Origin of the sequence: Chryseobacterium soldanellicola (assembly GCF_900100115.1) — a bacterium.
GTDB lineage: Bacteria > Bacteroidota > Bacteroidia > Flavobacteriales > Weeksellaceae > Chryseobacterium > Chryseobacterium soldanellicola.
Genome location: NZ_FNKL01000001.1, coordinates 395,880 through 419,319, shown reverse-complemented (window position 1 = coordinate 419,319; position 23,440 = coordinate 395,880). Strand labels below are relative to the sequence as shown.

The window sequence follows — 23,440 nt, the reverse complement described above, 5'->3', positions numbered from 1 at the left end:
TTGATTAAATGTTTAAAAATTTACTGTTTTATGATGCTGAAACTTTTGTTGAAACCGGTTGATTTGTTTTTAACAATGACAAAATAAATTCCCGGAGATTTATCGGCAATAGAAACTTTTAATATTTTCTCTGAAGTGGTTGTTTTGTAGATTATTTGTTGTACGGCACTGATAATTTCCACCTGATGATTTCCTGAAAAAGATCCGAAATCAATCGTCAACTCATCCCTTGTAGGATTTGGGTAAATGCGGATTTGATCGTTTTTAGTGGTTTCAATCGTTCCCAAAGCAGGGCTGAAAGAAGAAACAGAACCAAAAATATTGTAAGCTCCCAAAGAGGCGTAATGAGTAAAACCGGTGTCTGCATTGCCGTCTCCTGCGTTTGTGACAGCTAAATAATAATTTCCTGCACTAAGGTTGACATTTATGGTAATCGGTGCGCTGAGATCAGCAGGATCTGCGTTATAGGAAACGATTAAAACATTTTTCTCATCATACAAAGAAACTTTTAAACGTAAATCACTGTGCCTTTCTACAGCTTGTATATTTATTGCTGTATTTCCGCCGTTTGTGTTAAATTTAAACATATCGATATCGCCGGTTTGTTCAATAATCCCTTGATTCTGTGACCCTGAAATCTGTGCTCCGCTACTATTCAGTATTGTGGCTGTGGCAAAAGTATCGCCGTGAGCATCGGTTCTGTAGCCTATTCCGTTTGTGGAGCTGCTTATGATTGATACATCATCTTCATGATTGGTGGCATTTGTATATTCGCCTTTACTCCACTGTGTTACTTTTTTATAATAATTTGATCCCATAATCGGGGCCCAGTCACCATGACCGCTGTAATAGGAATATTGGGATAAGCCATCATGCTTTAGCCCAAAAGTATGGCCTAGCTCATGAGATGCGACTTCGCCTACAATCTGCGCGGAAGTGCCCGCTGCGGAGGTGAAAACCCAGCATGGCAGGTCGCTCGGGGAAGAAAAGCTATTGATAAGCGCTAAACCTACGCCACCGGGAGATGCGATATCTGTAGGCGTAATGACACATCTTTTTCTTTTATTTTGCGGATACGTGTTAAAAACATTTTCATCCGTTGTGATATTTAAGTTAAAAGGTCGGAAATCTTCGGCGACAATCTCCCAGGTTTCCAGAATATTAGCGTCAGACATGCCGGAAGGAGCAGCAATAATGGGGTTTCCGCCGTTCCATCCGCTGCCTGCCAAGACAGTATGGCCGTCAAAATCCAGCAATAAGCAACCGGATGCGCCGGGAAAGCTCTGAAGATTATAAACGTTAATATTATTCACGCTTTTTCCTGAATTTGTTGTTTTTTTTCCTTTTAGATGAGGGGGCGGACTGGAAAGATCTGTGCAAATAATATTGTTGATATCAATTTCTTTGATAAAAGCATTTCCGGCTTCATCGGAATAATAAATATATGCTTTTCTACTTTTTAAAAGAATGATTCTCCCTTCTAACTTGTTGTTTTTTAATTCTATACTGAAAGTTCCGGAATGGTTTCCCAATATTTCTCCTTCCCAATGTATGGAATGGGCAGACTGTTTCTCCTGGTAATTTATTTTTGCATCAAGAATGTCAGAGTTTGATACGGCTAATTGTATTTCAGGATATTTTTGATTCTCTTTTTTAAGATTTGTGGTCAGTTGTGACTCTAATATTCTTAAAAAATCAGCATTTTTTCCTAACGAATAAGAATCTTGATCTTTATGGCTGATCTGAGCAAAATTATTGCTTATGATAAAGCAAAAGAATAACATTACCCATTTTCTGAGGGTTTTATTTTTTTTCATAATTGTGGTTTTAAAGGTTGATTTAAAATTTATGAATAATTAAGTGTATATCTATTTATTTTATTTAATTATTCGATATAATGTTTAATTGTTATGTATTAAGTGAATTTATTGATAATTTCTTATCAAAAAAACAGTGTAAATTGGGATGGGAATTATTTTTATACTTAAGTTTATGATTATCAAATGTTTATATATTGTATCGAATTCATGATATACCGTCATAGATATTTTATTAAAATATTTGATTACAATATTTTTTGAAATTGTATTTTTTAGGAAGAATGATATAAGCCTGTTTAGATTTTTCCGTTTTTATTTTAGCATAAAAAACTTATTTTTACACTATGATTTCCAAACAGACCATAGACAAGATTTTTTCAACCATTCGCGTTGAAGAAATTGTTGGAGAATATGTACAGTTGAAGAGGGCAGGGTCTAATTTTAAAGGGCTCAGCCCGTTTCATGATGAAAAATCCCCAAGTTTTGTAGTGTCACCGAGCAAGCAGATCTGGAAAGATTTCTCAACGGGAAAAGGAGGTACAGCTATTTCATTTTTAATGGAAATTGAGAATTTTACGTATCCTGAAGCACTTCGTCATGCCGCAAAAAAATACGGGATTGAAATTGAAGAAGATCAGCGCGAATATTCCGAAGAAGCTAAAAATGCTCAGTCTGAGAAAGAATTACTCTATAAAATCCATGAAATTGCCAATGATTATTATCAAAATTTCCTTTGGGAGGTTGAGGAAGGCAAATCAATTGGTTTAGCCTATTTTAAGGAGCGTGAACTGAAAGATGAGATTATCAGAAAATTCCAGCTTGGATATTCTCCTGAAAAGAAAAATGCTTTTACGGCTTTTGCTTTGGAAAAAGGCTACACAAAAGAAATTTTAGAGAAATCCGGACTTTCCATTTTCCCTGAAAATTCTCCCGCAGGAATCGACCGTTTCCGGGAAAGGGTAATTTTCCCGATCCACAGCTTTTCAGGAAGGGTATTGGGCTTTGGAGCCAGAATTCTGAAAAGTAACGTTAAAACAGCAAAATATCTCAATTCTCCGGAAACGGAAATTTATCATAAATCTAATGTTCTTTATGGATTAAATCAAAGCAAACAGTCAATTTCAAGAAAAAATGTCTGTCTTTTGGTGGAAGGGTATATGGATGTGATCTCACTTCATATGTCCGGAATTGAGAATGTTGTAGCAAGTTCCGGAACTTCTTTGACGACCGAACAAATTAAACTGATCAAAAGACTTACGGAAAACGTAACGATCTTGTTTGACGGCGATAATGCAGGAATTAAAGCCAGCTTCCGAAGCATCGATATGCTATTGACCGAAGGGATGAACATTCGTGTTCTTTTGTTTCCGGATGGTGATGATCCCGATTCTTTTGCCAGAAAGCATCCGCAGGATTATGTCGAAAAATTCATTGAGAATGAAGCTTTGGATTTTATTGATTTTAAAGCTGAAATTCTTTTCAAGGAAATAGGAAATGATCCGATTAAAAAAGCTGAAGCGATTAGGGATATCGTAAAATCGGTTTCTTTTGTTCAGAATGCTTTAAAAAGAGAGGTTTATCTTAAAGAAGTTTCCAATAAATTCGGCTTGTCTGAGCAGAGTTTATTCAATGAATTGGATGTTCAAAGACAGGTTACTCAAAATCAGACCCAGCACAGTCAGCAGCAAAAAGAAAATAATAAGCCTGCCAAATTAGAAATTGTCCCTAAACAGCCTGAATTAGAAATTGATTCGGTGCAGTTTAATATTCTTCATCAGGAAAATAAGCTGATTGACACGATGTTGATGTTCGGAGATATGGTTCTTCAAAGAAAAAACGAAAAAGAAGAGCAGTACGAAATCACTGTTATTGAAGAAATTCTTCATCATTTTGAAGACGAACAGTATGAATTTCAGATAGAAACAAATAAAAAGATCATTCAGAATATCAAAGAAGGAATTGAAAATGATGAGCTCCGCGCCGGAAATTTTTTCATTACCTTGATGGATGAAGATATTACGTCAAAAGTGGCAGATGCATTAATGGTTCCGGACGAATTAAGCGATTGGGCCACGAGAAATATTTTCCCGCCGGCTCTTGGTGATCATATTGCGGATGAAGTGGAAGCCAATATTTTAATTCATAAATATTATTATATTCATCTGATGATCAAGCAGGTAACGGCAGAGCTCGAGGAACATCGCGACACGGATCCGGAAAAATATTTTGAATCAATCAAAAAAATTATGATGCTGAACGAGTTTTCTATACATCTTATCGACAAATTAGGCTGGTCGCCTGTGACAAAAAGTCCTATAAAATTTTAGGAATAAAAGTTGTAATTTAAACTTCGAAATATTTAATAATACAAATAGAAATATGGACATTAAAAAAGAATTCAGAGATTTCTCTGTAAAGCATTTAGGAAACAGCGGTCTTGCTACCGATCAGTATATGGGAATGTATGGTCCAACGAATCTTACGCCGTACATCATGGAAGAAAGAAGAATGAACGTTGCCCAGATGGACGTTTTCTCCCGTTTAATGATGGACAGAATCATTTTCCTGGGAACAGGAATTGACGATCAGGTTGCCAATATCGTAACAGCACAGCTTTTATTCTTAGAAAGTGCAGATCCTTCAAAAGATATTCAGATTTACATCAACTCACCTGGTGGCAGCGTTTACGCAGGATTGGGAATTTATGACACGATGCAGATCATTAAGCCTGATGTAGCGACAATCTGTACTGGTATTGCGGCTTCCATGGGTGCTGTCTTGTTGGTTGCAGGTGAAAAAGGCAAGCGTTCTGCGCTTAAGCACTCAAGAGTAATGATTCACCAGCCTTCAGGAGGTGCACAGGGGGTAGCTTCTGATATGGAGATCAATTTAAGAGAGATGTTGAAGCTGAAAAAAGAATTATATGACATTATTTCTGAACATTCCGGACAAACGTACGAATGGGTAGAAAAAGCGTCTGACAGAGATTACTGGATGACCTCTACTGAAGCAAAAGACTTCGGAATGGTAGATGAAGTTTTACAGAGATCTTCTAAAGAGAAAAAATAATTTTCTTTAAAGAATAATAAAAACGCGCCAATTTTGGCGCGTTTTTTTGTTTTATAGCATAAGAAAAATCCCATTTACATCAGTTTGTCATTCTGACGAAGGAAGAATCTCAAATCTCAAAAATTACGATCATTATCAATTATTAATTACTTAAATTTTTCAAAAGCTTTTTGATTGCATCGAAAAGCTATTTTATTTTTTTTATTTGAAGCTTTTTCCAGCTATCCACTTTTACTCCTCGCGCAGCCGCTTTTTCCTTCGCCTGCTGTGGGGTAACCGTTTCTATCTGGGCTAAGGGTTTTTGTCTTTAATTCAATCTTTCACAGCCAATTCAACCTTATCTACACAGCCAATTTAACCCGCAGTTTGTCACGCTGAAACCTTTAGGTTCGACATAGTCAAAGGATCTCAACATCGTATTAGGACCATCATTGCTAACAGACCAAATTTTCACCATTCGATCTCTACAAAATAAGCCTGGATTCCTACGGAATGACAAAGTGGATGGTAATGTTGTGCCGTTGAAATACCTGAAAAAACCCTAGCCCCGATTACAGTGAAAATCCTTTTTTGAAAAAAAAGATTGCAACGGAAAGCGGGAAAAAGCTTCTGAAAAATATAAGTAATTAATAATTGTAACAGAAAAGATTTAAAACACATTTATTATTCTATTCAAGATCAGTTTACATTCAATATTTACTTTCGCAGCCATAAAAGTAATTATGAAAAAAGTCTTAGTATCTGTTTTTGCCATCATAGCCTTGGCTGCTTGTAATAATGATGACAACAATATTCAAAATATCGATTATTCTAAACTTCCACAGGAACTTCCTTTCTCAAAACTGACAACTTTAAACGGGGTAGATATAATCAACGGAGGTTTTGGTTCGGGAGCTACAGCGCATCCGACTCAGAAAGGTGAATTTTACGCCATTACAGACCGTGGCCCGAATGTAGCCTATCAAAATGGAATCAAGATTCTGGTTCCTAATTTTACACCGACCATTATGCATTTTAAGATCAATGCAGAAGGAAATATTGAAGTTATTAAATATATTAAGCTTAAAAACCCTTCAGGACAGCCGATTACTGGTCTTCCAAACCCAGTCGGAATGGGAAGTACAGGGGAAATTGCATATGCTGCTGACGGAAGTATTTTAGGAACGGATAATTATGGCTTAGACAGCGAAAGTATTGTTGCCGCACCAGACGGTACATTTTGGGTTTCTGATGAATACGGTCCGCACATTGTTCATTACAATGCTGATGGCGTTGAATTGGAAAGAATCAGTCCGATCGGTGTGAATACCGGAACGAGAAAGCTTCCTGCCGTTTTCGGAAAAAGAAGACCTAACAGAGGAATGGAAGGAATGTGCATGACGCCGGACGGAAAAATGCTGGTAGGTACGATGCAGTCAATGATGTATGTTCCGACAAAGGCTTTGGCAACAAATACAACATTAACAAGAATTGTAACCTTCGATCTTGCAACAGGTCAGACCAAACAATATTTATATAAACAGGACGGCGGTGCTTCTGATTCTGTTTGTGACATTACACCAATCAGCAACACCGAATTTTTAGTCATTGAAAGGGACGGAAATTTCGGGTCTCTTGGCGGACTTAAAAAAGTCTACAGAATTAATCTTTCAGGTGCTTCAGACGTAAGTGGAGCAGATCTTACCGCAGTTGACGGATTAAAAATCAATAATAAAGCCCTTGAACAGTGTACCTGGGATGAAATTACCACTGCCGGTTACAAAGCTGTTACAAAAACGCTGGCCGTTGATCTGGTTGCAAAAATAGGGTATGAACACGATAAATTCGAAGGAATTGTATATTTAGGAAATAACAAGCTGGCTGTTTTTAATGATGATGATTTTGGGGTTGCAGATGACGGAAACGGAAATCCGAAGACCAAAATTCTGCCTAAAACAGGGAAACAGGATAAAGGAACAATGTATATAGTCGATATTCAATAATTAGATTTTGTAAAAAGCGGCGGCATCGGAGATGCCGCCGCTTTTGTTTTTTATTTGTATCAATAGGAGCGGGCTTTAGCCCGTTTAAAAAATAGTTTTCCAATATTGGCTTTAGCCAAAACATAAAAAAGATCGTCCAACGACGATCTTTATATAAATATTTTAATTCAAATTAATTGAAACCTTCAATAATTTTAGAAAAATCCTCTAATTTTAAAGCCGCTCCGCCGATCAGACCACCGTCAATATCTGGTTGTGAGAAAATTTCCTTTGCATTGTCCGGCTTTACAGAACCTCCATAAAGAATAGAAACTTCGTCAGCCACTTCCTGTCCGTATTTTGCAGCAATGATGCTTCTGATATGAGCATGAATTTCCTGAGCCTGTTCAGGAGTCGCGGTTTCACCGGTTCCGATCGCCCAAACGGGTTCGTAAGCGATGACCACTTTTTTAATTTCTTCTGCAGAAAGCGTGAAAAGAGCTACTTCAGTTTGATTTTTTACCACTTCAAAATGCTGTCCTGCTTTTCTTTGCTCCAAAGTTTCACCGTTACAGTAAACAGGAATTAAACCTTTATCTAAAGCCAGTTTTACTTTTCTGTTGCAGTGAGAATCTGTTTCGCCGTGATATTGTCTTCTTTCAGAGTGCCCGATCAGAGAACCTGTCGCATCGATGGATTCCAGCATATCTGCAGAAATTTCTCCTGTATAAGCTCCGCTTTCATGCTCGCTCATATCCTGGGAAAATACGCCGATCTCATCTTTTTCGAAGATATCTTTTGCCATCATTAAATATAAAGAAGGCGGTGCGATCCAAACTTCACAGTTCGTCGCGTGATTGTTTTTATAGCTTAGTAATTGAACCATTAATTGTTGGGCATCAATTACATTTTTGTTCATTTTCCAGTTTCCTGCAACTATTTTTCTTCTCATAGATTTTTATTTTAAAAGTTAGAGATTAAAAGCTAGAAGTTAGAATACACAAGTTTAAGCTAATTTCTAACGTCTAATATCCAATTTCTCAATTAATTATATTTTCCAAAGGTTTTTCAAAAGAGTATAAAAAGTATGCTCTTCGTCGGTAACAATATTGTCAGCTTTGATCAGCGTTTTAGCAAACTGAATAAAATTCAGGCGCTCTTGTTCCGTAGAATCATCAAAGAAACATTGAGCATGAAATTCAAAATGACCTTTCCATTCTTCCGGCTGAAGCAAAGCGATCACTTCAAGCTCATTATCCAAATCCATTTTGAAAGGAAATTCATCTGCCAAATATTGCTGAACAAGCATTCCTTCTTCAGGTGCAAATTCTCCGTCTACAGATGAAAGAATCATTAAGAGATGGTAACCGGCGATAGATTTATTTGATTTTTGCATTATTAAATTTATAGTTTTAAAGTTGAGTATTTAATGTTTTTATTGATTTAAATTTACAATTGACCATTCACAATTGGCTACTTAACATAGTCTTTTGCAGGAAATTTATCTACAATTTTTCCGTTTTGTAAAATTAAAACAAAAGGATTGCTTCTTGCAATAGTTTTGATAGCAGTCCCATCCATCATCATATTTTTAATAGTTTTAAAAGTATTCGGATCGGTTGAAACTCCGTAAACCAATGCTCCTTTTTCGGTTTTGGCTTTAGCCTCAATTTTTTGAATTAATTCAGGTGAAACCTCTTTCGGATGATAAGAAAAGATCAGAATAGCTTTCGGTGCGTTGATTACCTGTTCGGTCACTTCAAGCCCGGTCGGATCTTCAATTTTGAACTTCACGATTTCCGATTTATAGCCTTCTTTCACCAAAACAGATTCATTTTTGCCGTCCTCAATTTTCCAGGGTGAGCCTTCTGCCCAATATTCTGTTTTTTTAATATAATCGTCTTGGTTTACTTTTAAAACTTCACCTGTTTTTTGATTTTTTAAAGAGTAAAAAGTTTTGTATTCTGATGGGTTTTTATTAATTTTTTCCTTTTCAGCTTTAAGATCTGTCCCGATTTTATAATCACGGAAATCAATAACAGGCTCCTGAATAATCCCATGAGCCATAATGTAGATCATTGCTACAGAAAATACGCCTAAAAGAATATATTTAAACTTGCCTGAAGAATCTTTTTCACCGCTGTAGCTGTAAGCATCTTTTTTCTTAAAGTCTTTTCTGTAAAGGATAAACACAATAATGAGCCCGACTAAAAGGATAATATCTTTAAGGAAACTCTGCCAAGGTGTAAATTTTATAGCATCCCCAAAACATCCGCAATCCGTTACCACATTGAAGTACGCCGAATAGAACGTAAGGAAGCCGAAGAATATACAAAGCGTAATTAATGCCGAAAGGGTAAACTTAAGTTTCAGCTTTAGTAAAAGCATAAAACCAAGCAAAAGCTCCAGAACGACTACGATAATCGAAAACAATAAAGCAAACTTTTCAAAGAAAGGCATATTGAAAACGGCAGGTGAAAAATATTCTTCCATTTTGAAAGAAAAGCCAACCAAATCAACCGCTTTTACAAAGCCGGATAAAATAAAAATTACAGCAACAGCTAAACGTAATAATTCTTTTATAAAAAATAATAAACCTTTCATATTAAATAGTTTTGGGTTCGAACTTATCTTGTTTCTCGGAGAATTTTATCAGGCAGAAAACGGCATAATTCAGCATATCAAAATAATTGGCATCCAACCCTTCGGAAGCAATGGTAACACCTTGATTATCTTCAATTTGTTTTGTTCTTAAAACCTTCTGATAAATTAAATCTGTAATAGAAGAAATTCTCATATCTCTCCAGGCCTCGCCGTAATCATGGTTTTTTCTTTCCATTAAAGCTTGAGCTTCGGAGGAATATTTATCGTAAAGACTTAAAATCTCTTCTTTATTTTCGTTAAAATCATTGGAAAAGCCTTTTTCAAGCTGAATGAGCCCGATGATTGAATAGTTTACGATCGCGATAAATTCGTCTTCTTCACTTTCGTCCACCATTTTTTTGTCGGTCATCTGTAACGTGCGGATTCTGTTGACTTTAATATAAATCTGGTCTGTAATCGAGCTTGGTCTTAAAACCCTCCAGGCCGCGCCGTAATCCTGTAGTTTTTTACTGAATAATTCGCGACACTGACCAATAACTTTTCCGAACTGTACTGATGTTTCTGACATAAATTCTCTTAATCTTTCAAATATACGAAATTTTGTGTTTGAGAGGGATTGGGGTAGGAGAGTTTTAGGGTTTGACAGTGAAAAGGTTTGAGCGTTTTTAGGGTTTGCGAGTTTGAGTGTTTTAGAGTCGGAGTGTTTTAGAGTTTAAGAAGAATTTGTTTTTATATTTTGAATTGATAATTTATAGTTTTTATCTTTGTAAAGCTATTGGAAGTATTTCAATAAATAAATAGATTTAAAATTACAACCCAACTTGCATGCTCTCAAACTCTCAAACTCTCAAATCCTCAAACCCTCCGATACCCAAACCCTCACACACCATCAACTGCAACGGAAGATTAGTTGATTTAACGATTCCTAAAATCATGGGAATCCTGAATCTTACTCCGGATTCTTTTTCAGACGGCGGGAAATTTAATGATGAAAAATCAGCGTTAAAACATGCCGGAAAATTATTGAATGAAGGCGCAGAAATCATTGATGTCGGGCCGCAATCTACCCGTCCGAATGCTGAATTTCTGAGTAGTGAAGAGGAAATTTCAAGGTTGGCCAATGTAATTTCATCAATTAAAAAAGAATTTCCGGAAGCATTGATTTCTTTGGATACTTTTTATGCTGAAACGGTGAAATTCGGCTTTAATGAAGGAATTGACATTATTAATGATATTTCGGGCGGACAATATGATCGAAAAATGTTTGATACAGTCGCAGAAACAAGGCTTCCGTATATTTTAATGCACGTAAATTCATCATATGAAACGATGCATAAAAAGTTGAAATTTGATGATATTATTTTGGCTGAAAACGGGTATTTTTCTCAGAAAACCAATGAGCTTTTACAAAAAGGCGTCAATGATATTATTCTTGATCCTGGTTTCGGGTTTGGAAAAACGGTGGAAGACCAGATGAAAATGATTGATGAGGTAAAATTTTTAGGTTTTGAAAAATTTCCTCTGTTGATTGGAATTTCAAGAAAATCTTTCATTTATAAACCATTAGGAAAATCGGCGTTAGACATTAATGAAGAAACACAAAAGCTGCACATGAAAGTTTTGAAGCAAGGCGCCAAAATTTTAAGGGTACATGATGTTGCGGAAGCAAAAATAACTCTAGATAATTTTTTAAACTCTATTTCTAACTAAAATACGGGTTTGGCTTTATGATAAATATTAATTAAAATGAGCCAGTTTTTCTGAAAACTGTTTTGAAAATTCTTTTCTGTCTTCCTCTAATTTTTCCGGATTTGAAGGTAAAATATAATTGAAAAGTATTTTGTCTTCGTTGTCTAAAAAAATAATTTCTTTTTCTTCTCCGTCAATCATTTGTGCAAAAATTTCCCACATCGGGGTGTCTTTTAGTCTTAATAATTCAAAAAACTGTTCTGCTTTTATTTGTATTGTTTTCATTGTATTATACGTTAAAATTCTAATAATTTAAGTTTAAACTGAATCGCAAAGTTTTGTTTAAAATTCGGAGTAGTGTAGTACCCGACTCTGTAAAATAATCCTAAATTAAAATAGCTGGAAAGAAAATTCGTCCATTCTAAGCCAACTTCCTGATATAAATGATCCAGCTTTCTGAACTGGAACTGATGGTATTCCGGATGCGTCATATCACCGATCGTTCCTCGTAAAACGAAGTCAAAGCTAGAAATATTCTGCCCGAAGCTTTTAAAATACCAGGGAAGTTTATGGGTCAGGTAATAGGCGATAAATTTATCATTATAAAATTTTCCACCTTCCAGCGTTGCAAATCCAAGAAATGAAGTAAGGTTAAAGTTAAAATCTCTTTTGGGAGAAGCCAACCCGTTCATCGTGAAATTTTTCCAGATCGGGGCGTCCCCGAAAACCATTCCGCCATACAATCTCACGCCTGTGGTTCCGAGCATGGACTTAAAATTATGCACAAAAAGCGCATCAAATCGGGTATAGTTAAAATCTCCGCCGAAGACTTTAAAGCTCTGCTCATAATTAAAATACAGCTCGGGATATTTCTGGTCAATAATCGATTTTCCTTGAGGCGTCATGATATTGGTAGAATTCGGAGAATATTTTAGAGTAAATAAGGTATTGAAATTTTCAAAAGCCGGACCTTTGTTTTTAAACTGATAATCAAACATGGCTTCTTCATAGTTTCTTTTTGCCGCAAAAACCAGGGTAAGACCGTTGCTGATGTCATTCAGATAAGAAACGGAAGCACCTCTGTAGTGGAAATATTTGTCGTTGTTGATGTTATTTCCGTAATTCATCATTCTCATTTTGAAATTCCAGAGCCGTCTGTAAAATTCACCTGATGAGGTTACATCATTGTAATATTCAACACGGAAAAATTCGTTTTTATCTAAAGTTGTCTTAATATCAAGCCCTACTCCGTATTTCCATCTGTCGTCTTTAAAACCGTAGGCAAAATAATAATCGGGTGAAATATAAGGGTTGAAAGTTTCATTTAATTTAGCTTTTAAGCCAACCCGGAAGCCTTCATATAAGTTATAATTCACGATTTCATCAACTGCGAAATCCACAGCTCCCACTCGGATCTGCCCGTTAATTAATCCTGTTAAAACCCTTGCTTTGCTGTCAATATTATAAATTTTTCCGAGACTGTCTATGGTCGTGTAGGTGTTTTTTTCCCGCGCGGTTAAGGGCTCGGTTCTGTATTGGTCTAAAGTCTTTCCGTCTGCATTTTTTACTGCGAACGTATAGCCTTTGAAATCGCTGGCATTTTCCTCGACAGGGGATTGAAAATCAAAATATTTAGAGGTAAGAAAAGCATACGTTCCGAAACTTTTTTTGTCTTTTCTTTCCTGTTTCCTTTCTTCTTCAGATAGATTTTTCTTATCTTTTTCTTCTTCTTCCATCGCCATATTGCTCATTTTAAGCTTTACCTTTTCATGAGCAAGGAACCACTTGCTGTTGTAAAAAATCCATGTGCTGGTAATGATTCCGTCGTTTTTTGTTTTGCTGAAATTTTCGATTTTTTTAATCCCGTAAGTTTCAGTGTCAATATAAATAGCGCCGTTGTATTTTCTTTTTTTATCGGGTTTTTTATAATTCACTTCACGGAAACGGATGACGAAATTTTTTCTTCCGTCAAGCTCGATCGTATCGGTAAGAAAAAATCTGTAAAGACCTCTGTTTTCCTGTTTGATCTGATTCGGGATTTTGTCTCTGTTGCTTTGCTGAAGGGCGATCATTTCGTAAATGGGCTGTTTAAGCCCCGAAATCCTGTTGTCCAGGATATTGATCTTTTCGCCAAACTTTTTTGAGTATAGAAATTCCTGGGCTCTTTCCCAAAGGAATAATTTACTGTTGGAAAATATTTTTCGTGCAGAAATATTATTTAACGAATCTTTTTTTCTTTTCTTTTTAAAAAGATCACTATTCTCAAAAAATTCGGTGAACTGAGAAATGCTGTCTTCATCAATGTCCAAAGAAATCTTTTCATATGACTTATAAGTATAAGACGGAAGGCTTTTCGGACTGTTTTCTTTGAATAACTGATTGACTTTTTTCAGAATTTCCAATGCTCTCGGGTCACTTTTATCCTGAATGATGATTTCTTCAATCGAGGTTGTTTTTGAAGATTTTTTAAGTAAAGAAACCGTCATATTGCTTTCTACCAATGAGGTTTCTTTTTGGAATTTATTGGCTTCTACGGTAATACTCCGGCATTTTGTTTTAAATTCCAGAACACCCTGAGCGTCTGTTTCGCCTAAAAGCATATCATTGCAAAAGACTTTGGCGCCGGAAACAGGAGTTTTATCAGCATCGTCTACCACTTTTATTTTTGATTGTGAAAAACCAAAAATAAACATCAGAAAAAATATAAACAGTAAAACCCTTTTCATGTAAAAAAACTACGTCAAAAGTAGTAAATTTTTATTGTTTCCAAGAAAGTTTTAACCATAGATATTGATGTGATTTTTAACAGAAAATTTTAATAATCAATAAAAAACACCCGGAAATTTTCGGGCGTTTTTTATTTTGTAAGTTGTGCCAAGAACAGGAATGTCTTCATTTCAAGCTCGTCTTTCGAGAGCTTATTATTTTCAAATTCTATGGAGGTGTACTGCCTGTCTTCTTTTGAGATCAGTGCATAGCCGTTGTATTTTTTGCCGTTCTGTCTGTAATTGTAGCTTACAAATTTAGAATTGGGCTCATCCATTTTTAATGCAATATTCTGGATGCCTTTTTTCTTTTTTAAAGCTTTTAGATTTTCCAGGGCATCACCGCTGTTAGCTTCATAGCTGTGCATAAAAATAGACGTATTGTCGGGCAGTTTTACCGCAAGCTTTAATGAATCATCGTAATTTTTTTGAATATAACTGTTGGCGTCAACATTTATTTTTGCGGTAAGATCCAATGGTAAAAGGGTGTCTTTTTTCACTTTTTTGATATGATAAATTGCCATTTCAGAATCGCCGAGCTTACTGATGCTGTCGTAGCTTTCATAAAAAATATCATTTGATATATTCTGAATATTATTTTGATAATTGTTTTTGCTTGCTTCAATGGCAGAGCTCATACGGTTATAAGATTGTGTCTGATAATTATCTGAAGAGGAATTATCAGACATTTTGTTACATGTCAAAGCAAGCCTGACCAACGCAAAAAGACCGAAAGCAACGCTCAGAATTGTTCTCCAAACGGGTTTGTTATCCATTATTTTAAGTCTTCTTTCGTGATTGTAATTTCTTTAATGACTTTTCCTTTTTTGTCTGTGTAAATGTATTTAAGATTTCTTACGCCAAGGACTTCTGTTTTGGAAAATATTTCTCTGATTTGCGGCATTCTCAACATTTCATCCTTTATGATCTGTTCTGCGCCATCTACTTCAAGCATTGTTTTATAGCTGTCCGGAACTTCGTTTGTATAAACGATATTGTTGTTTTCATCAGCTTTTATGCTCATGATTTTTGTTCCTGTAGCTTTATCTTCCATCGGGAGGTTTTTATTGAAAACTTCCAGAACGGAATTCAGCTGAGAAGTAGAGGCATTGCCTGATGTAATGGCTTTTAAATCCTCCGGGGCATTGCCTTTCAGCTTATTTTTGTCAATAGCTTCGTTGGCGATTACTTTTCCGTCTGCGCTGTATATTTTTAGGTTAAATTTTACGCCGCTGTCAAGTAATTCCTGTCCTAATTTCTCACTTTTAATTGCCTGTCCGATAAGTTCCGGAAATGATGAAGTAATAAGCCCGCTTTCCAGCTCGTCCGTTCCCTGATTCGCAGTATTGACCTCAATGGTAATTTCATCCGGACCTGTAGGAATTGCTTTGGTTGATTTTATCATATAATTTGTCATCATTGATGAAGATCTGTTATACATATCAACAAAACTGTGAATTTTATCACTTTTTGATTGGCAAGACAATAATAAAATAGACGTAAAACAAATAATTAAGAGTTTTTTCATGATAATTTTTTTGAAAGATAATAAAAAAACAGAAACCCGAAAGTCTCTGTTTAATTTTTTAATTATAAATTGATTTTTAATTAAATATTTAAGGCTTTCTGATAAGCATTTTCTAAACCGTCAAGATTTTTACCTCCCGCAGTTGCAAAACCTGGGTTTCCGCCACCTCCGCCTTGGATTTCTTTGGCTAAATCTTTAACGATAGCTCCGGCCTGATAGCTTGATGCCAAATCGTCAGAAACCCCAACCGTGATCATCGGTTTGTCGTCTGCATTGGACAGAATGATCGTCACAGAAGTCGGAATTTCTTTCTTCAACTGGAAGACGATGTCTTTCACGGAACCCGCGTCCAGAGAGGTTTTCTTCACTAAAAGCTGTTTGTCGCCTTTTTGCTCATAAGCATTTTTCCAGTCGCCGATTTCGCCTTTTGCTTTTTCTTTTTTGAAAGCTTCGATTTCTGTTTTTAAAGAAGCGTTTTCTTCGATTAATTTCTCGATGGATCTTACAACGTCTTTAGATTTCAACAATTGAGAAAGCTCTGTAATTTGCTTTTCTAAACCTTTGAAATATTCATCAGATTTATCTCCTGAAATCGCTTCAATCCTTCTGATTCCTGCTGCTGCAGAGCTTTCGGAAGTGATTTTGAAATGACCGATTTCAATCGTATTTTTCACGTGAGTTCCACCACAAAGTTCTTTTGAGCTTCCAAACTGGATCATTCTTACGCTGTCACCATATTTTTCACCGAACAAAGCCATTGCACCTTTGTCAATTGCTTCCTGGATCGGGATATTTCTGAATTCCTGTAAAGCAATGCTTTCTTTGATTTTTGCATTCACTTTTTCTTCAACCAAAGCCAATTCTTCCTCCGTCATTTTATTGAAATGAGAGAAGTCAAAACGCAGATAATCAGGACCAACGTAAGAACCTTTCTGTTCAACGTGAGTTCCTAAAACCTCTCTCAAAGCCTCATGTAACAAGTGAGTCACCGAGTGATTTGCCTGAGAATTTTTTCTTTCTGTTGCATTTACTTTAGCATAAAAAAGTGCTCCGGCATCTTTTGGAAGACCATTGATTAAAGAAATAATCAATCCGTTTTCCTTTTTTGTTTCTAATACTTCGAAACTTTCAACAGCATTTTCAAGAACGCCTTTATCACCAACCTGTCCACCACCTTCAGGGTAGAAAGGAGAGTTGCTCAACACAACCTGATAAAATTCACCGTCTTTATTTTCTACTTTTCTGTATCTTGTAATGTAGGTTTCAGCTTCGATTTGATCGTAACCAACGAAGTTTTCGTCTCTTTCTTCTAATGTTACCCAATCATATACTTTTTGAGCAGAATCAGCTTTTGAACGAAGTTTTTGCTTTTCCATTTCTGCATTAAATCCTGCTTCATCAATGGTCAACCCTTTTTCCTCTGCGATAATTCTTGTTAAATCATCCGGGAAACCGTATGTATCATATAATTCGAAAACTTCTTCACTTGGTAAAACCTTTGAGTTGCTTTCAATTGTTTGCTGAATTAATTTTTCAACTCTGATCAACCCGTTTTCAATGGTTTTTAAGAATGATTCTTCTTCACTTTTAATTACTTCAGTTACTAATTTTCCTTGTTTTTCCAATTCCGGGAAAAATGGTCCCATCTGATTTTTTAGAACAGCAACCAATTCAAAAAGGAAAGGTTCTTTCATATCCAAAAATCTGTAAGAATAAGAAATTCCTCTTCTTAAAATTCTTCTGATTACATAACCGGCGCCTCCGTTTGAAGGCAATTGTCCGTCTGCGATCGCAAATGAAACTGCTCTGATGTGATCCACCACAACACGGATGGCAATATCTTTTTCGTCCTCTAAAATTCCTGTATATTTTTTACCTGAAAGTTCTTCAACTTTAGCAATCAACGGTGTGAAAACGTCTGTGTCATAATTGGAAGATTTCCCCTGAAGCGCCATACAAAGACGCTCGAAGCCCATTCCTGTATCAACGTGCTGTTGAGGAAGTTTTTCCAACGATTTGTCAGCTTTTCTGTTGAATTCCATGAAAACTAGATTCCAGACCTCAACAACCTGTGGATGGTCGTTGTTCACCAATTCCAATCCTGAAACTTTAGCTTTTTCTTCTGGAGTTCTCAAGTCAACATGGATTTCAGAACACGGTCCGCAAGGTCCGCTTTCACCCATTTCCCAGAAATTATCTTTCTTATTTCCGTTGATAATTCTGTCTTCAGAAATGTGAGATTTCCAGAAGTCATAAGCATCCTGATCTCTTTCAAGATTCTCGGAAGCGTCTCCTTCAAAAATCGTTACATACAGGTTTTCTTTCGGAATTCCGTAAACTTCCGTCAATAATTCCCAGGCAAAAGCAATAGCATCTTTTTTAAAATAATCACCAAAAGACCAGTTCCCCAACATCTCAAACATGGTGTGGTGGTAAGTATCTCTACCTACATCATCCAAGTCATTATGCTTCCCTGAAACTCTCAGACACTTCTGTGTATCGGCAATTCTTGGGGCGGTAGGCGTTTTGTAGCCTAAGAAAAAATCCTTGAACTGCGTCATTCCGGAGTTGGAAAACATTAAGGTAGGGTCGTCTTTCAGCACAATTGGAGCCGAAGGAACGATAAGGTGGCCTTTACTTTTAAAATAATCTAAAAATTTTTGACGTATCTCTTGTGATGTCATAGTATATGTATTGCTTGCTTTTTTACAAATTTTTGATAAGATGCAAATTTAATGTTTTTAAAGCAATGTAAAAACATAGTTTTACGTTTTAAGCTATTTGTAGACTTGTAGTTTGAATATCGTCATTTCGATAAGTGGAAATCTATTATTCTCAATCATATAAACTTCCAACATCCTCTTGCAACTTCATTTCTTTTTAGAAGCTATTTGACTTCGTCGAATTGTAATTCTTATTTTATTTTTAAGGAGCAATTTGATTACATCGAAAAGCTGTTTTATTTTTATTTGAAGCTTTTTCCCGCTTTCCGCACTCGCTATTTTTTATTTTCGGCGGCGGCTTTGCCGCCGCCGAAAATAAAAAAATGAGCTCAAACAATGCTGCAATCGTGGCTAGGGTTGCAGTCGTTTCTTCAACAGTATGACATAACCGCCACTTTGTCATTCTGTAGGAATCCAAACTAATTTTGTAGAGATTGGATTGTGAAAATCATTGTCTAGATTCCTACAGAATGACAAGCTCTGTGGATAATGATAATGTATATTTAACTCTTAAATCTGAATAGATTGCTTCGTTGCTTCTGAACTGCATTCGCAGACCTTCAGTCTGTTCGCAATGACTTAAATTAGTTTTCTAATACTATTATTGAGATCCTTTTTGGATGACAAACAGGATGTTTATAATATGGTAAACAAAACTTTGCACCTTTCCCTTTAACTTATTATCTTCGTTACAATCTGAAAAGATAAAGTTTTAACATGACGAAAAATGAAACCCTGAAAAGTTGGATAGAACAATACTCCGAGCCATTGCTGAGAAGAGCCGTTTATCTGCTTTCGGATAAAACAGAGGCGGAAGATGTTGTACAGGAGGTTTTTATTGCTGCTTTTTCGTCGTATGAATCTTTTGAAGGAAAAAGTAAACCTTTAACATGGCTTTACACCATTCTTAATTATAAGGTTTCTGATTTTTACCGTAAAAAATACAAATCCGAACCGGAAATCAGGCTTGATCATTTTTTTGATGAAAACGGATCATGGAAAGATAAAGATATTTTAAATGACTGGGATGCTTTCAACAAGGAAACGGAGCTTTTGGATGATGAAAATTTTAATAAAACATTGGAAGATTGTATTGAAGATTTGCCCTCCAGATGGAAGATTCCCATGAAAATGTACTATCTTCAGGAAAAAAAAGCGCCGGAAGTGAGTCAGGAATTGAATGTTTCTACGACTAATCTTTGGAAGATTCTCCAAAGGAGCCGAATGCAGCTCAGAGAGTGTCTGGAACTTAACTGGTTTACAAAATAGCAATGAATTAAAATGTTAGCTAAAATTATACATATGATCTTTTTACCGTGCAGTGAAGCGACTTTACTCATGGAAAAACGCAATGCCGAAAACATTTCTTCAAAAGAGAACTGGAAGCTTTCTCTGCATTTAAAGATCTGCAAATGGTGCCGCGCTTATAAAGAAAAGCTGGAAATTTTAGATGATATTTTAAAAAGAAAACTTTCTCAAAAAGAAAATATTGAAATTAATCATTCTGAAATTCAGGGATTTAAAGATAAAGTAATTAAAAATTTAGATATTTAAAAAAAACTTTGTCAGGATTTTGAAATAGCGCCGACTATACTTTTGAAAATAATAAAGTATTAATTCAAAATCTTAAGTCATGAATGGAACTGCATCACAAATCAGCCAACAAAATCCCAGCTATAAACTCGGGTATTATATTTCGCTTTTTGGCGCATCACTTATTTTGCTCTGGATCGGGATCTTCAAATTTACTCCCACCGAAGCAGCCGCTATAAAAAACCTGGTAGAAAACCATTTTCTCACTTTTTTCGTATATGATTTTGTAAGCGTTCAGGCTGTGTCAAATGCTATCGGAGTGATAGAAATTATCATTGCTCTACTTCTCCTGTTTAGTGTGAAATTTGCATTCTTAAGACGATATGCAGCCATCGGAATGATCGTGACTTTCCTTACTACTTTGAGTTATCTGTTTACAACTCCCGGAATCTGGAAAGTGGTGGACGGACTGCAGGTAACAGACTTCTTTATTTTAAAAGATATAGTGCTTTTAGGATTCGGATTAATGATATTTCAAAATGATAAAAAATGAATAAAAATAATAAGGTAAAAATGAGAAACATATTAATATTGCTCGGGATTGTGCTGGGCATTGCAGTATTTGCTACAAAATCAGGTTTTTTTAATAAACAAAAAGTAGCAACAAAAGAAAAAGAAAATGAGACAATTATGGACAGTAGAAATGTAAAAGAAGTTTATTTTGCAGGTGGATGTTTTTGGGGAACAGAGCATTTTTTTCAACAGGTACGCGGAGTAGTGGGAACTGAAGTGGGATATGCCAACGGAAACAAACAAAATCCGACATATGAAGAAGTAGTAAGTCACACAACGGGTTTTGCGGAAACCGTAAAAGTGAAATATGATCCGGAACAGGTTGATTTAAAACTGCTTATTGATCTTTATTTTAAAACAATCGATCCTACAAGCTTAAACAAGCAAGGAAATGACAGAGGAGATCAGTATAGAACAGGAATTTATTCTACAGATAAAGCTACAGAGGCAGTTATCAAAGCAGAAGTTGAAAAATTAGCCAAAAATTATGATAAACCGGTTGTGGTAGAAACCATTCCGTTGAAGAATTTCTACAGAGCTGAAGATTATCATCAGGATTATCTGGATAAAAATCCGGGCGGATATTGCCACATCGAACCGGGACTTTTTGAAATGGCCAGAAATGCCAACCCGCTCCCAAAGAAAAGCGAAACAAAATATCAGAAACAGGATAAAAAAGTTTTAAAGGAAAAACTGACTCCAGAACAATATAAAGTTACTCAGGAAAATGCTACTGAAATGCCTTTCAAAAATGAATATTGGGACGAAACCAGAGAAGGAATTTATGTAGATATCACAACTGGTGAGCCATTATTTATTTCAACAGATAAATTTGAATCAGGTTGCGGATGGCCAAGTTTTTCAAAACCGATTACTAAAAAACTGATCGATGAAAAATTAGACAGATCAGTCGGAATGACAAGGGTTGAGGTAAGAAGTAAAACCGGAGATGCCCATTTGGGACACGTTTTCAATGACGGCCCGGCAGATAAAGGTGGACTTCGTTACTGTATCAACAGTGCCTCCTTAAAGTTTATCCCGAAGGCTGAAATGGAGAAAAAAGGATATGGAGAATATATTTCTCTGCTGGATAAAAAGTAAGTGAAAGAAAGGTTGTCGAAAGGCAGCCTTTTTTATTTTTAATTAAAAATTGTGGGTTAAATTGATCAAAACAAAAAAAGTGATTCCAAGGAACCACTTTAATTTCTAATATTAAATTTTTTAATCTTTTAATCTTTTAATATTTAATCTTATCCTACCAATCTCTCTTTTTCAGAATCCAGTAAGATCCGAAAATGAAAATTCCGCACCAGATAATACAGGCAATCATGCTTTCAGTCGGATAATGAAATTCATATTTAAGGCCGATCATTTTCGCCATATTCAGTCTTAACATCGGATTAGGGATGAGGTTTGACATGCTTTCTAGCGGTAAAAGTTTGGTAAAATAAAATGAATCATGTGCTTTTGCCTGATCGAGATTTAGATTGGGTCCCGTTACAATCCTTTCCACTGTCTTTAAAATCCCTTCAAAGATCCAGTAAACGAAGAATGCAAGAAAAACGAAGACCGATTTTCTCAGCAAAACGGAAAGAAACATCAGAAAACAGAAAAATGCAAAAAGCTTTACAAAATAATTTCCGATAAAAAATATTTCCCTGAAAATCAGTTCAGAATCTGTTGTTTTTGAATAATTATATCCTAAAAATAAGGTGATAATAAAAACAAGCACAGTAGAAACAACCGTAAAAATCGTGATTGTCAAAAGTTTTGAACCGATAAATTCTTTTCTGCTTAAACCGTCAATAGTATTCTGTTTAAACATTCTGTTAGTAAATTCCTGCGAAATCGAAAAAACAATGATTAATCCTAAGAAAATTTTCAATAAAGCAACAATATAGGTCGTAAAATTCCAGATTTCAGGAAAATTATAAATTCCCTGTTGTTTTAAATTAATCGGATTTCCGAAAATATTGATATCAACCAGTCCAATAAAAAGCAGGGCTATCAAAATAGCAAAATAAAGGATCGTAAAAACCTTGAATGGTCTGTAATTCAGATTTTTATAATATTCTAGTTTTAATAATTTAAGCATGATTATTCGTGTTTTTTACAAGTTCAAGAAATTGAGTTTCAAGCGATTGTTTTTTCTTATTCAGATGAGACAGGAAAATACCTTTTTCGACCAGTTTTTGGTTCAGATTTGAGGCCGAAACAGAAACTTTGTCACTGATATGGGCTTTAATAAAATCTCCTTCAAGCTTTACGGAAGAAAACCAGTTTAACTCTTCCAAAGCAGTTAAAAGTTGGTTGTTATTATCAGCTTTTAATTCAAAATATCCTTTATTGCTGGTCATTTCATCAACTCTTCCTGAGAAAATTGCGGTTCCTTCTTTTAATACAATGACATGGCTGCAGATTTTTTCAATTTCATCCAAAAGGTGGCTTGCAATGATAATGGTAATGCCTTGTTTGGCAATATTTGTAATGATGTCCCTGATCTGGATAATTCCCTCAGGATCAAGCCCGTTTGTGGGTTCGTCTAAGATCAGAACTTCAGGATTATTCAGCATCGCAGAAGCGATCGCAAGACGTTGTTTCATCCCTAAAGAATAAGTTTTGAAAGTATCTTTTCTCCTCTCGTAAAGCCCGACAATTTTCAGGACTTCTTCGATTCTCGAGTAAGGAGTGTCCTTGATTTCGGCTACAATTTTCAGGTTGACTTCAGCGCTTAAATAAGGGTAAAAATTCGGTTGTTCGATAATGGCCCCTATTTTTTTCAACGTTTCGGAGTCAGTGCCTTTTTTACCGAACCAAAACCAGTCTCCGCTTGTAGGATTGATGGTTGAAAGCAACATCCCGAAAGTGGTGGATTTTCCGCTTCCGTTAGGACCCAAAAGCCCGTAAACATTTCCTTTTTCTACATCAAAAGAAATATTGTTTACAGCAACCCGCTTGAATTTTTTAGTTAAATTCTTTACTGATAAGATTTTTTCCATGTAATTTGTTTTACATAGTAGTAGTCTATATAAATTATGAAATGTTACAAAAAGTTATGAATTGTGAATTGTGAATTATAAATTGTGAATTGTGAATCTGTGAATTTTTTTAGCTTACTGCCTAAAGCTTATAGCTTACAGCCTATAAGGTATTGCTCATTCGTATTTTAAATACT

At 35.6% G+C, this 23,440-nt stretch carries 20 protein-coding genes; 8 read left to right on the top strand and 12 right to left on the bottom strand.

The genetic code is table 11. The features are described 5' to 3' along the window. Window positions 1-20 precede the first annotated feature (20 nt). Window positions 21-1,817 carry a T9SS type A sorting domain-containing protein gene (locus BLT04_RS01785; protein ID WP_089753090.1) on the bottom strand — a complete coding sequence of 599 codons (1,797 nt, stop codon included), beginning with the start codon at window positions 1,815-1,817 and terminating at the stop codon, window positions 21-23. A 347-nt stretch (window positions 1,818-2,164) separates the two neighbouring features. Here BLT04_RS01785 and dnaG point away from each other — a divergent pair, with 347 nt between their 5' ends. From dnaG to BLT04_RS01765, 3 genes are all read left to right on the top strand, one after another. Next, the gene (gene dnaG / locus BLT04_RS01780; protein WP_089753088.1) at window positions 2,165-4,147 is read left to right on the top strand and encodes a DNA primase; all 1,983 of its coding nucleotides are present in this window, start codon (window positions 2,165-2,167) and stop codon (window positions 4,145-4,147) included. Between the two features lie 52 nt (window positions 4,148-4,199). Further along, on the top strand, window positions 4,200-4,889 hold the full coding sequence (clpP, locus tag BLT04_RS01775) for an ATP-dependent Clp endopeptidase proteolytic subunit ClpP (RefSeq protein WP_089753087.1): 690 nt from the start codon (window positions 4,200-4,202) through the stop codon (window positions 4,887-4,889). Between the two features lie 722 nt (window positions 4,890-5,611). After that, the gene (locus BLT04_RS01765; RefSeq protein ID WP_089753083.1) at window positions 5,612-6,871 is read left to right on the top strand and encodes an esterase-like activity of phytase family protein; all 1,260 of its coding nucleotides are present in this window, start codon (window positions 5,612-5,614) and stop codon (window positions 6,869-6,871) included. A gap of 172 nt (window positions 6,872-7,043) precedes the next feature. On the opposite strand, the gene tpiA is transcribed toward BLT04_RS01765, so the two are convergent. The 4 genes from tpiA to BLT04_RS01745 all read right to left on the bottom strand — a co-directional run bounded on the left by tpiA (window position 7,044) and on the right by BLT04_RS01745 (window position 10,022). Next, the gene (gene tpiA / locus BLT04_RS01760; protein ID WP_089753082.1) at window positions 7,044-7,802 is read right to left on the bottom strand and encodes a triose-phosphate isomerase; all 759 of its coding nucleotides are present in this window, start codon (window positions 7,800-7,802) and stop codon (window positions 7,044-7,046) included. Window positions 7,803-7,898: 96 nt separating this feature from the next. Beyond that, the gene (locus BLT04_RS01755; protein WP_089753080.1) at window positions 7,899-8,246 is read right to left on the bottom strand and encodes a tellurite resistance TerB family protein; all 348 of its coding nucleotides are present in this window, start codon (window positions 8,244-8,246) and stop codon (window positions 7,899-7,901) included. 77 nt (window positions 8,247-8,323) lie between these two features. Then, a complete protein-coding gene (locus tag BLT04_RS01750; RefSeq protein ID WP_089753078.1) occupies window positions 8,324-9,454 on the bottom strand; it encodes a BT_3928 family protein in 1,131 nt (376 codons plus the stop codon). A 1-nt stretch (window position 9,455) separates the two neighbouring features. Next, window positions 9,456-10,022 carry a DUF1599 domain-containing protein gene (locus BLT04_RS01745; protein WP_089753076.1) on the bottom strand — a complete coding sequence of 189 codons (567 nt, stop codon included), beginning with the start codon at window positions 10,020-10,022 and terminating at the stop codon, window positions 9,456-9,458. Window positions 10,023-10,279: 257 nt separating this feature from the next. Here BLT04_RS01745 and folP point away from each other — a divergent pair, with 257 nt between their 5' ends. Continuing rightward, window positions 10,280-11,164 (top strand): dihydropteroate synthase, encoded by an 885-nt coding sequence (gene folP / locus BLT04_RS01740; RefSeq protein WP_449384764.1) that lies wholly within the window; start codon window positions 10,280-10,282, stop codon window positions 11,162-11,164. A 27-nt stretch (window positions 11,165-11,191) separates the two neighbouring features. Here the strand turns inward: folP and BLT04_RS01735 are convergent, their stop codons facing one another. The 5 genes from BLT04_RS01735 to alaS form a co-directional block, all read right to left on the bottom strand. Then, on the bottom strand, window positions 11,192-11,428 hold the full coding sequence (locus tag BLT04_RS01735) for a hypothetical protein (RefSeq protein ID WP_089753073.1): 237 nt from the start codon (window positions 11,426-11,428) through the stop codon (window positions 11,192-11,194). 11 nt (window positions 11,429-11,439) lie between these two features. Further along, the gene (locus tag BLT04_RS01730) at window positions 11,440-13,869 is read right to left on the bottom strand and encodes a DUF5686 family protein (protein WP_089753071.1); all 2,430 of its coding nucleotides are present in this window, start codon (window positions 13,867-13,869) and stop codon (window positions 11,440-11,442) included. A 131-nt stretch (window positions 13,870-14,000) separates the two neighbouring features. Beyond that, a complete protein-coding gene (locus BLT04_RS01725; RefSeq protein ID WP_089753069.1) occupies window positions 14,001-14,684 on the bottom strand; it encodes a hypothetical protein in 684 nt (227 codons plus the stop codon). Continuing rightward, window positions 14,684-15,436 carry a hypothetical protein gene (locus tag BLT04_RS01720; protein ID WP_139166200.1) on the bottom strand — a complete coding sequence of 251 codons (753 nt, stop codon included), beginning with the start codon at window positions 15,434-15,436 and terminating at the stop codon, window positions 14,684-14,686. Before BLT04_RS01720 ends, BLT04_RS01725 begins: the two co-directional genes overlap by 1 nt. Before the next feature lie 80 nt (window positions 15,437-15,516). Continuing rightward, window positions 15,517-18,120: an alanine--tRNA ligase gene (gene alaS / locus BLT04_RS01715; RefSeq protein ID WP_089753065.1), complete on the bottom strand. Its 2,604-nt coding sequence runs from the start codon at window positions 18,118-18,120 to the stop codon at window positions 15,517-15,519. A 756-nt stretch (window positions 18,121-18,876) separates the two neighbouring features. Between alaS and BLT04_RS01705 the strand changes: the two genes are divergently transcribed. From BLT04_RS01705 to msrB, 4 genes are all read left to right on the top strand, one after another. Then, entirely contained in the window at window positions 18,877-19,428 is a 552-nt protein-coding gene (locus tag BLT04_RS01705) for a sigma-70 family RNA polymerase sigma factor (RefSeq protein WP_089753061.1), read from the top strand. 33 nt (window positions 19,429-19,461) lie between these two features. Next, window positions 19,462-19,713 (top strand): hypothetical protein, encoded by a 252-nt coding sequence (locus tag BLT04_RS01700; protein WP_228421886.1) that lies wholly within the window; start codon window positions 19,462-19,464, stop codon window positions 19,711-19,713. A gap of 79 nt (window positions 19,714-19,792) precedes the next feature. Next, on the top strand, window positions 19,793-20,245 hold the full coding sequence (locus tag BLT04_RS01695; RefSeq protein WP_089753057.1) for a DUF417 family protein: 453 nt from the start codon (window positions 19,793-19,795) through the stop codon (window positions 20,243-20,245). A 20-nt stretch (window positions 20,246-20,265) separates the two neighbouring features. Further along, complete coding sequence (gene msrB / locus BLT04_RS01690; protein WP_089754181.1) at window positions 20,266-21,366, top strand: peptide-methionine (R)-S-oxide reductase MsrB; 1,101 nt, start codon at window positions 20,266-20,268, stop codon at window positions 21,364-21,366. A 154-nt stretch (window positions 21,367-21,520) separates the two neighbouring features. Here the strand turns inward: msrB and BLT04_RS01685 are convergent, their stop codons facing one another. Both BLT04_RS01685 and BLT04_RS01680 read right to left on the bottom strand, forming a co-directional pair. Next, window positions 21,521-22,360 carry an ABC transporter permease gene (locus BLT04_RS01685; RefSeq protein WP_089753055.1) on the bottom strand — a complete coding sequence of 280 codons (840 nt, stop codon included), beginning with the start codon at window positions 22,358-22,360 and terminating at the stop codon, window positions 21,521-21,523. Then, window positions 22,353-23,264 carry an ABC transporter ATP-binding protein gene (locus tag BLT04_RS01680; RefSeq protein ID WP_089753052.1) on the bottom strand — a complete coding sequence of 304 codons (912 nt, stop codon included), beginning with the start codon at window positions 23,262-23,264 and terminating at the stop codon, window positions 22,353-22,355. The genes BLT04_RS01685 and BLT04_RS01680 overlap by 8 nt, the downstream gene beginning before the upstream one ends. Window positions 23,265-23,440 lie beyond the last annotated feature (176 nt).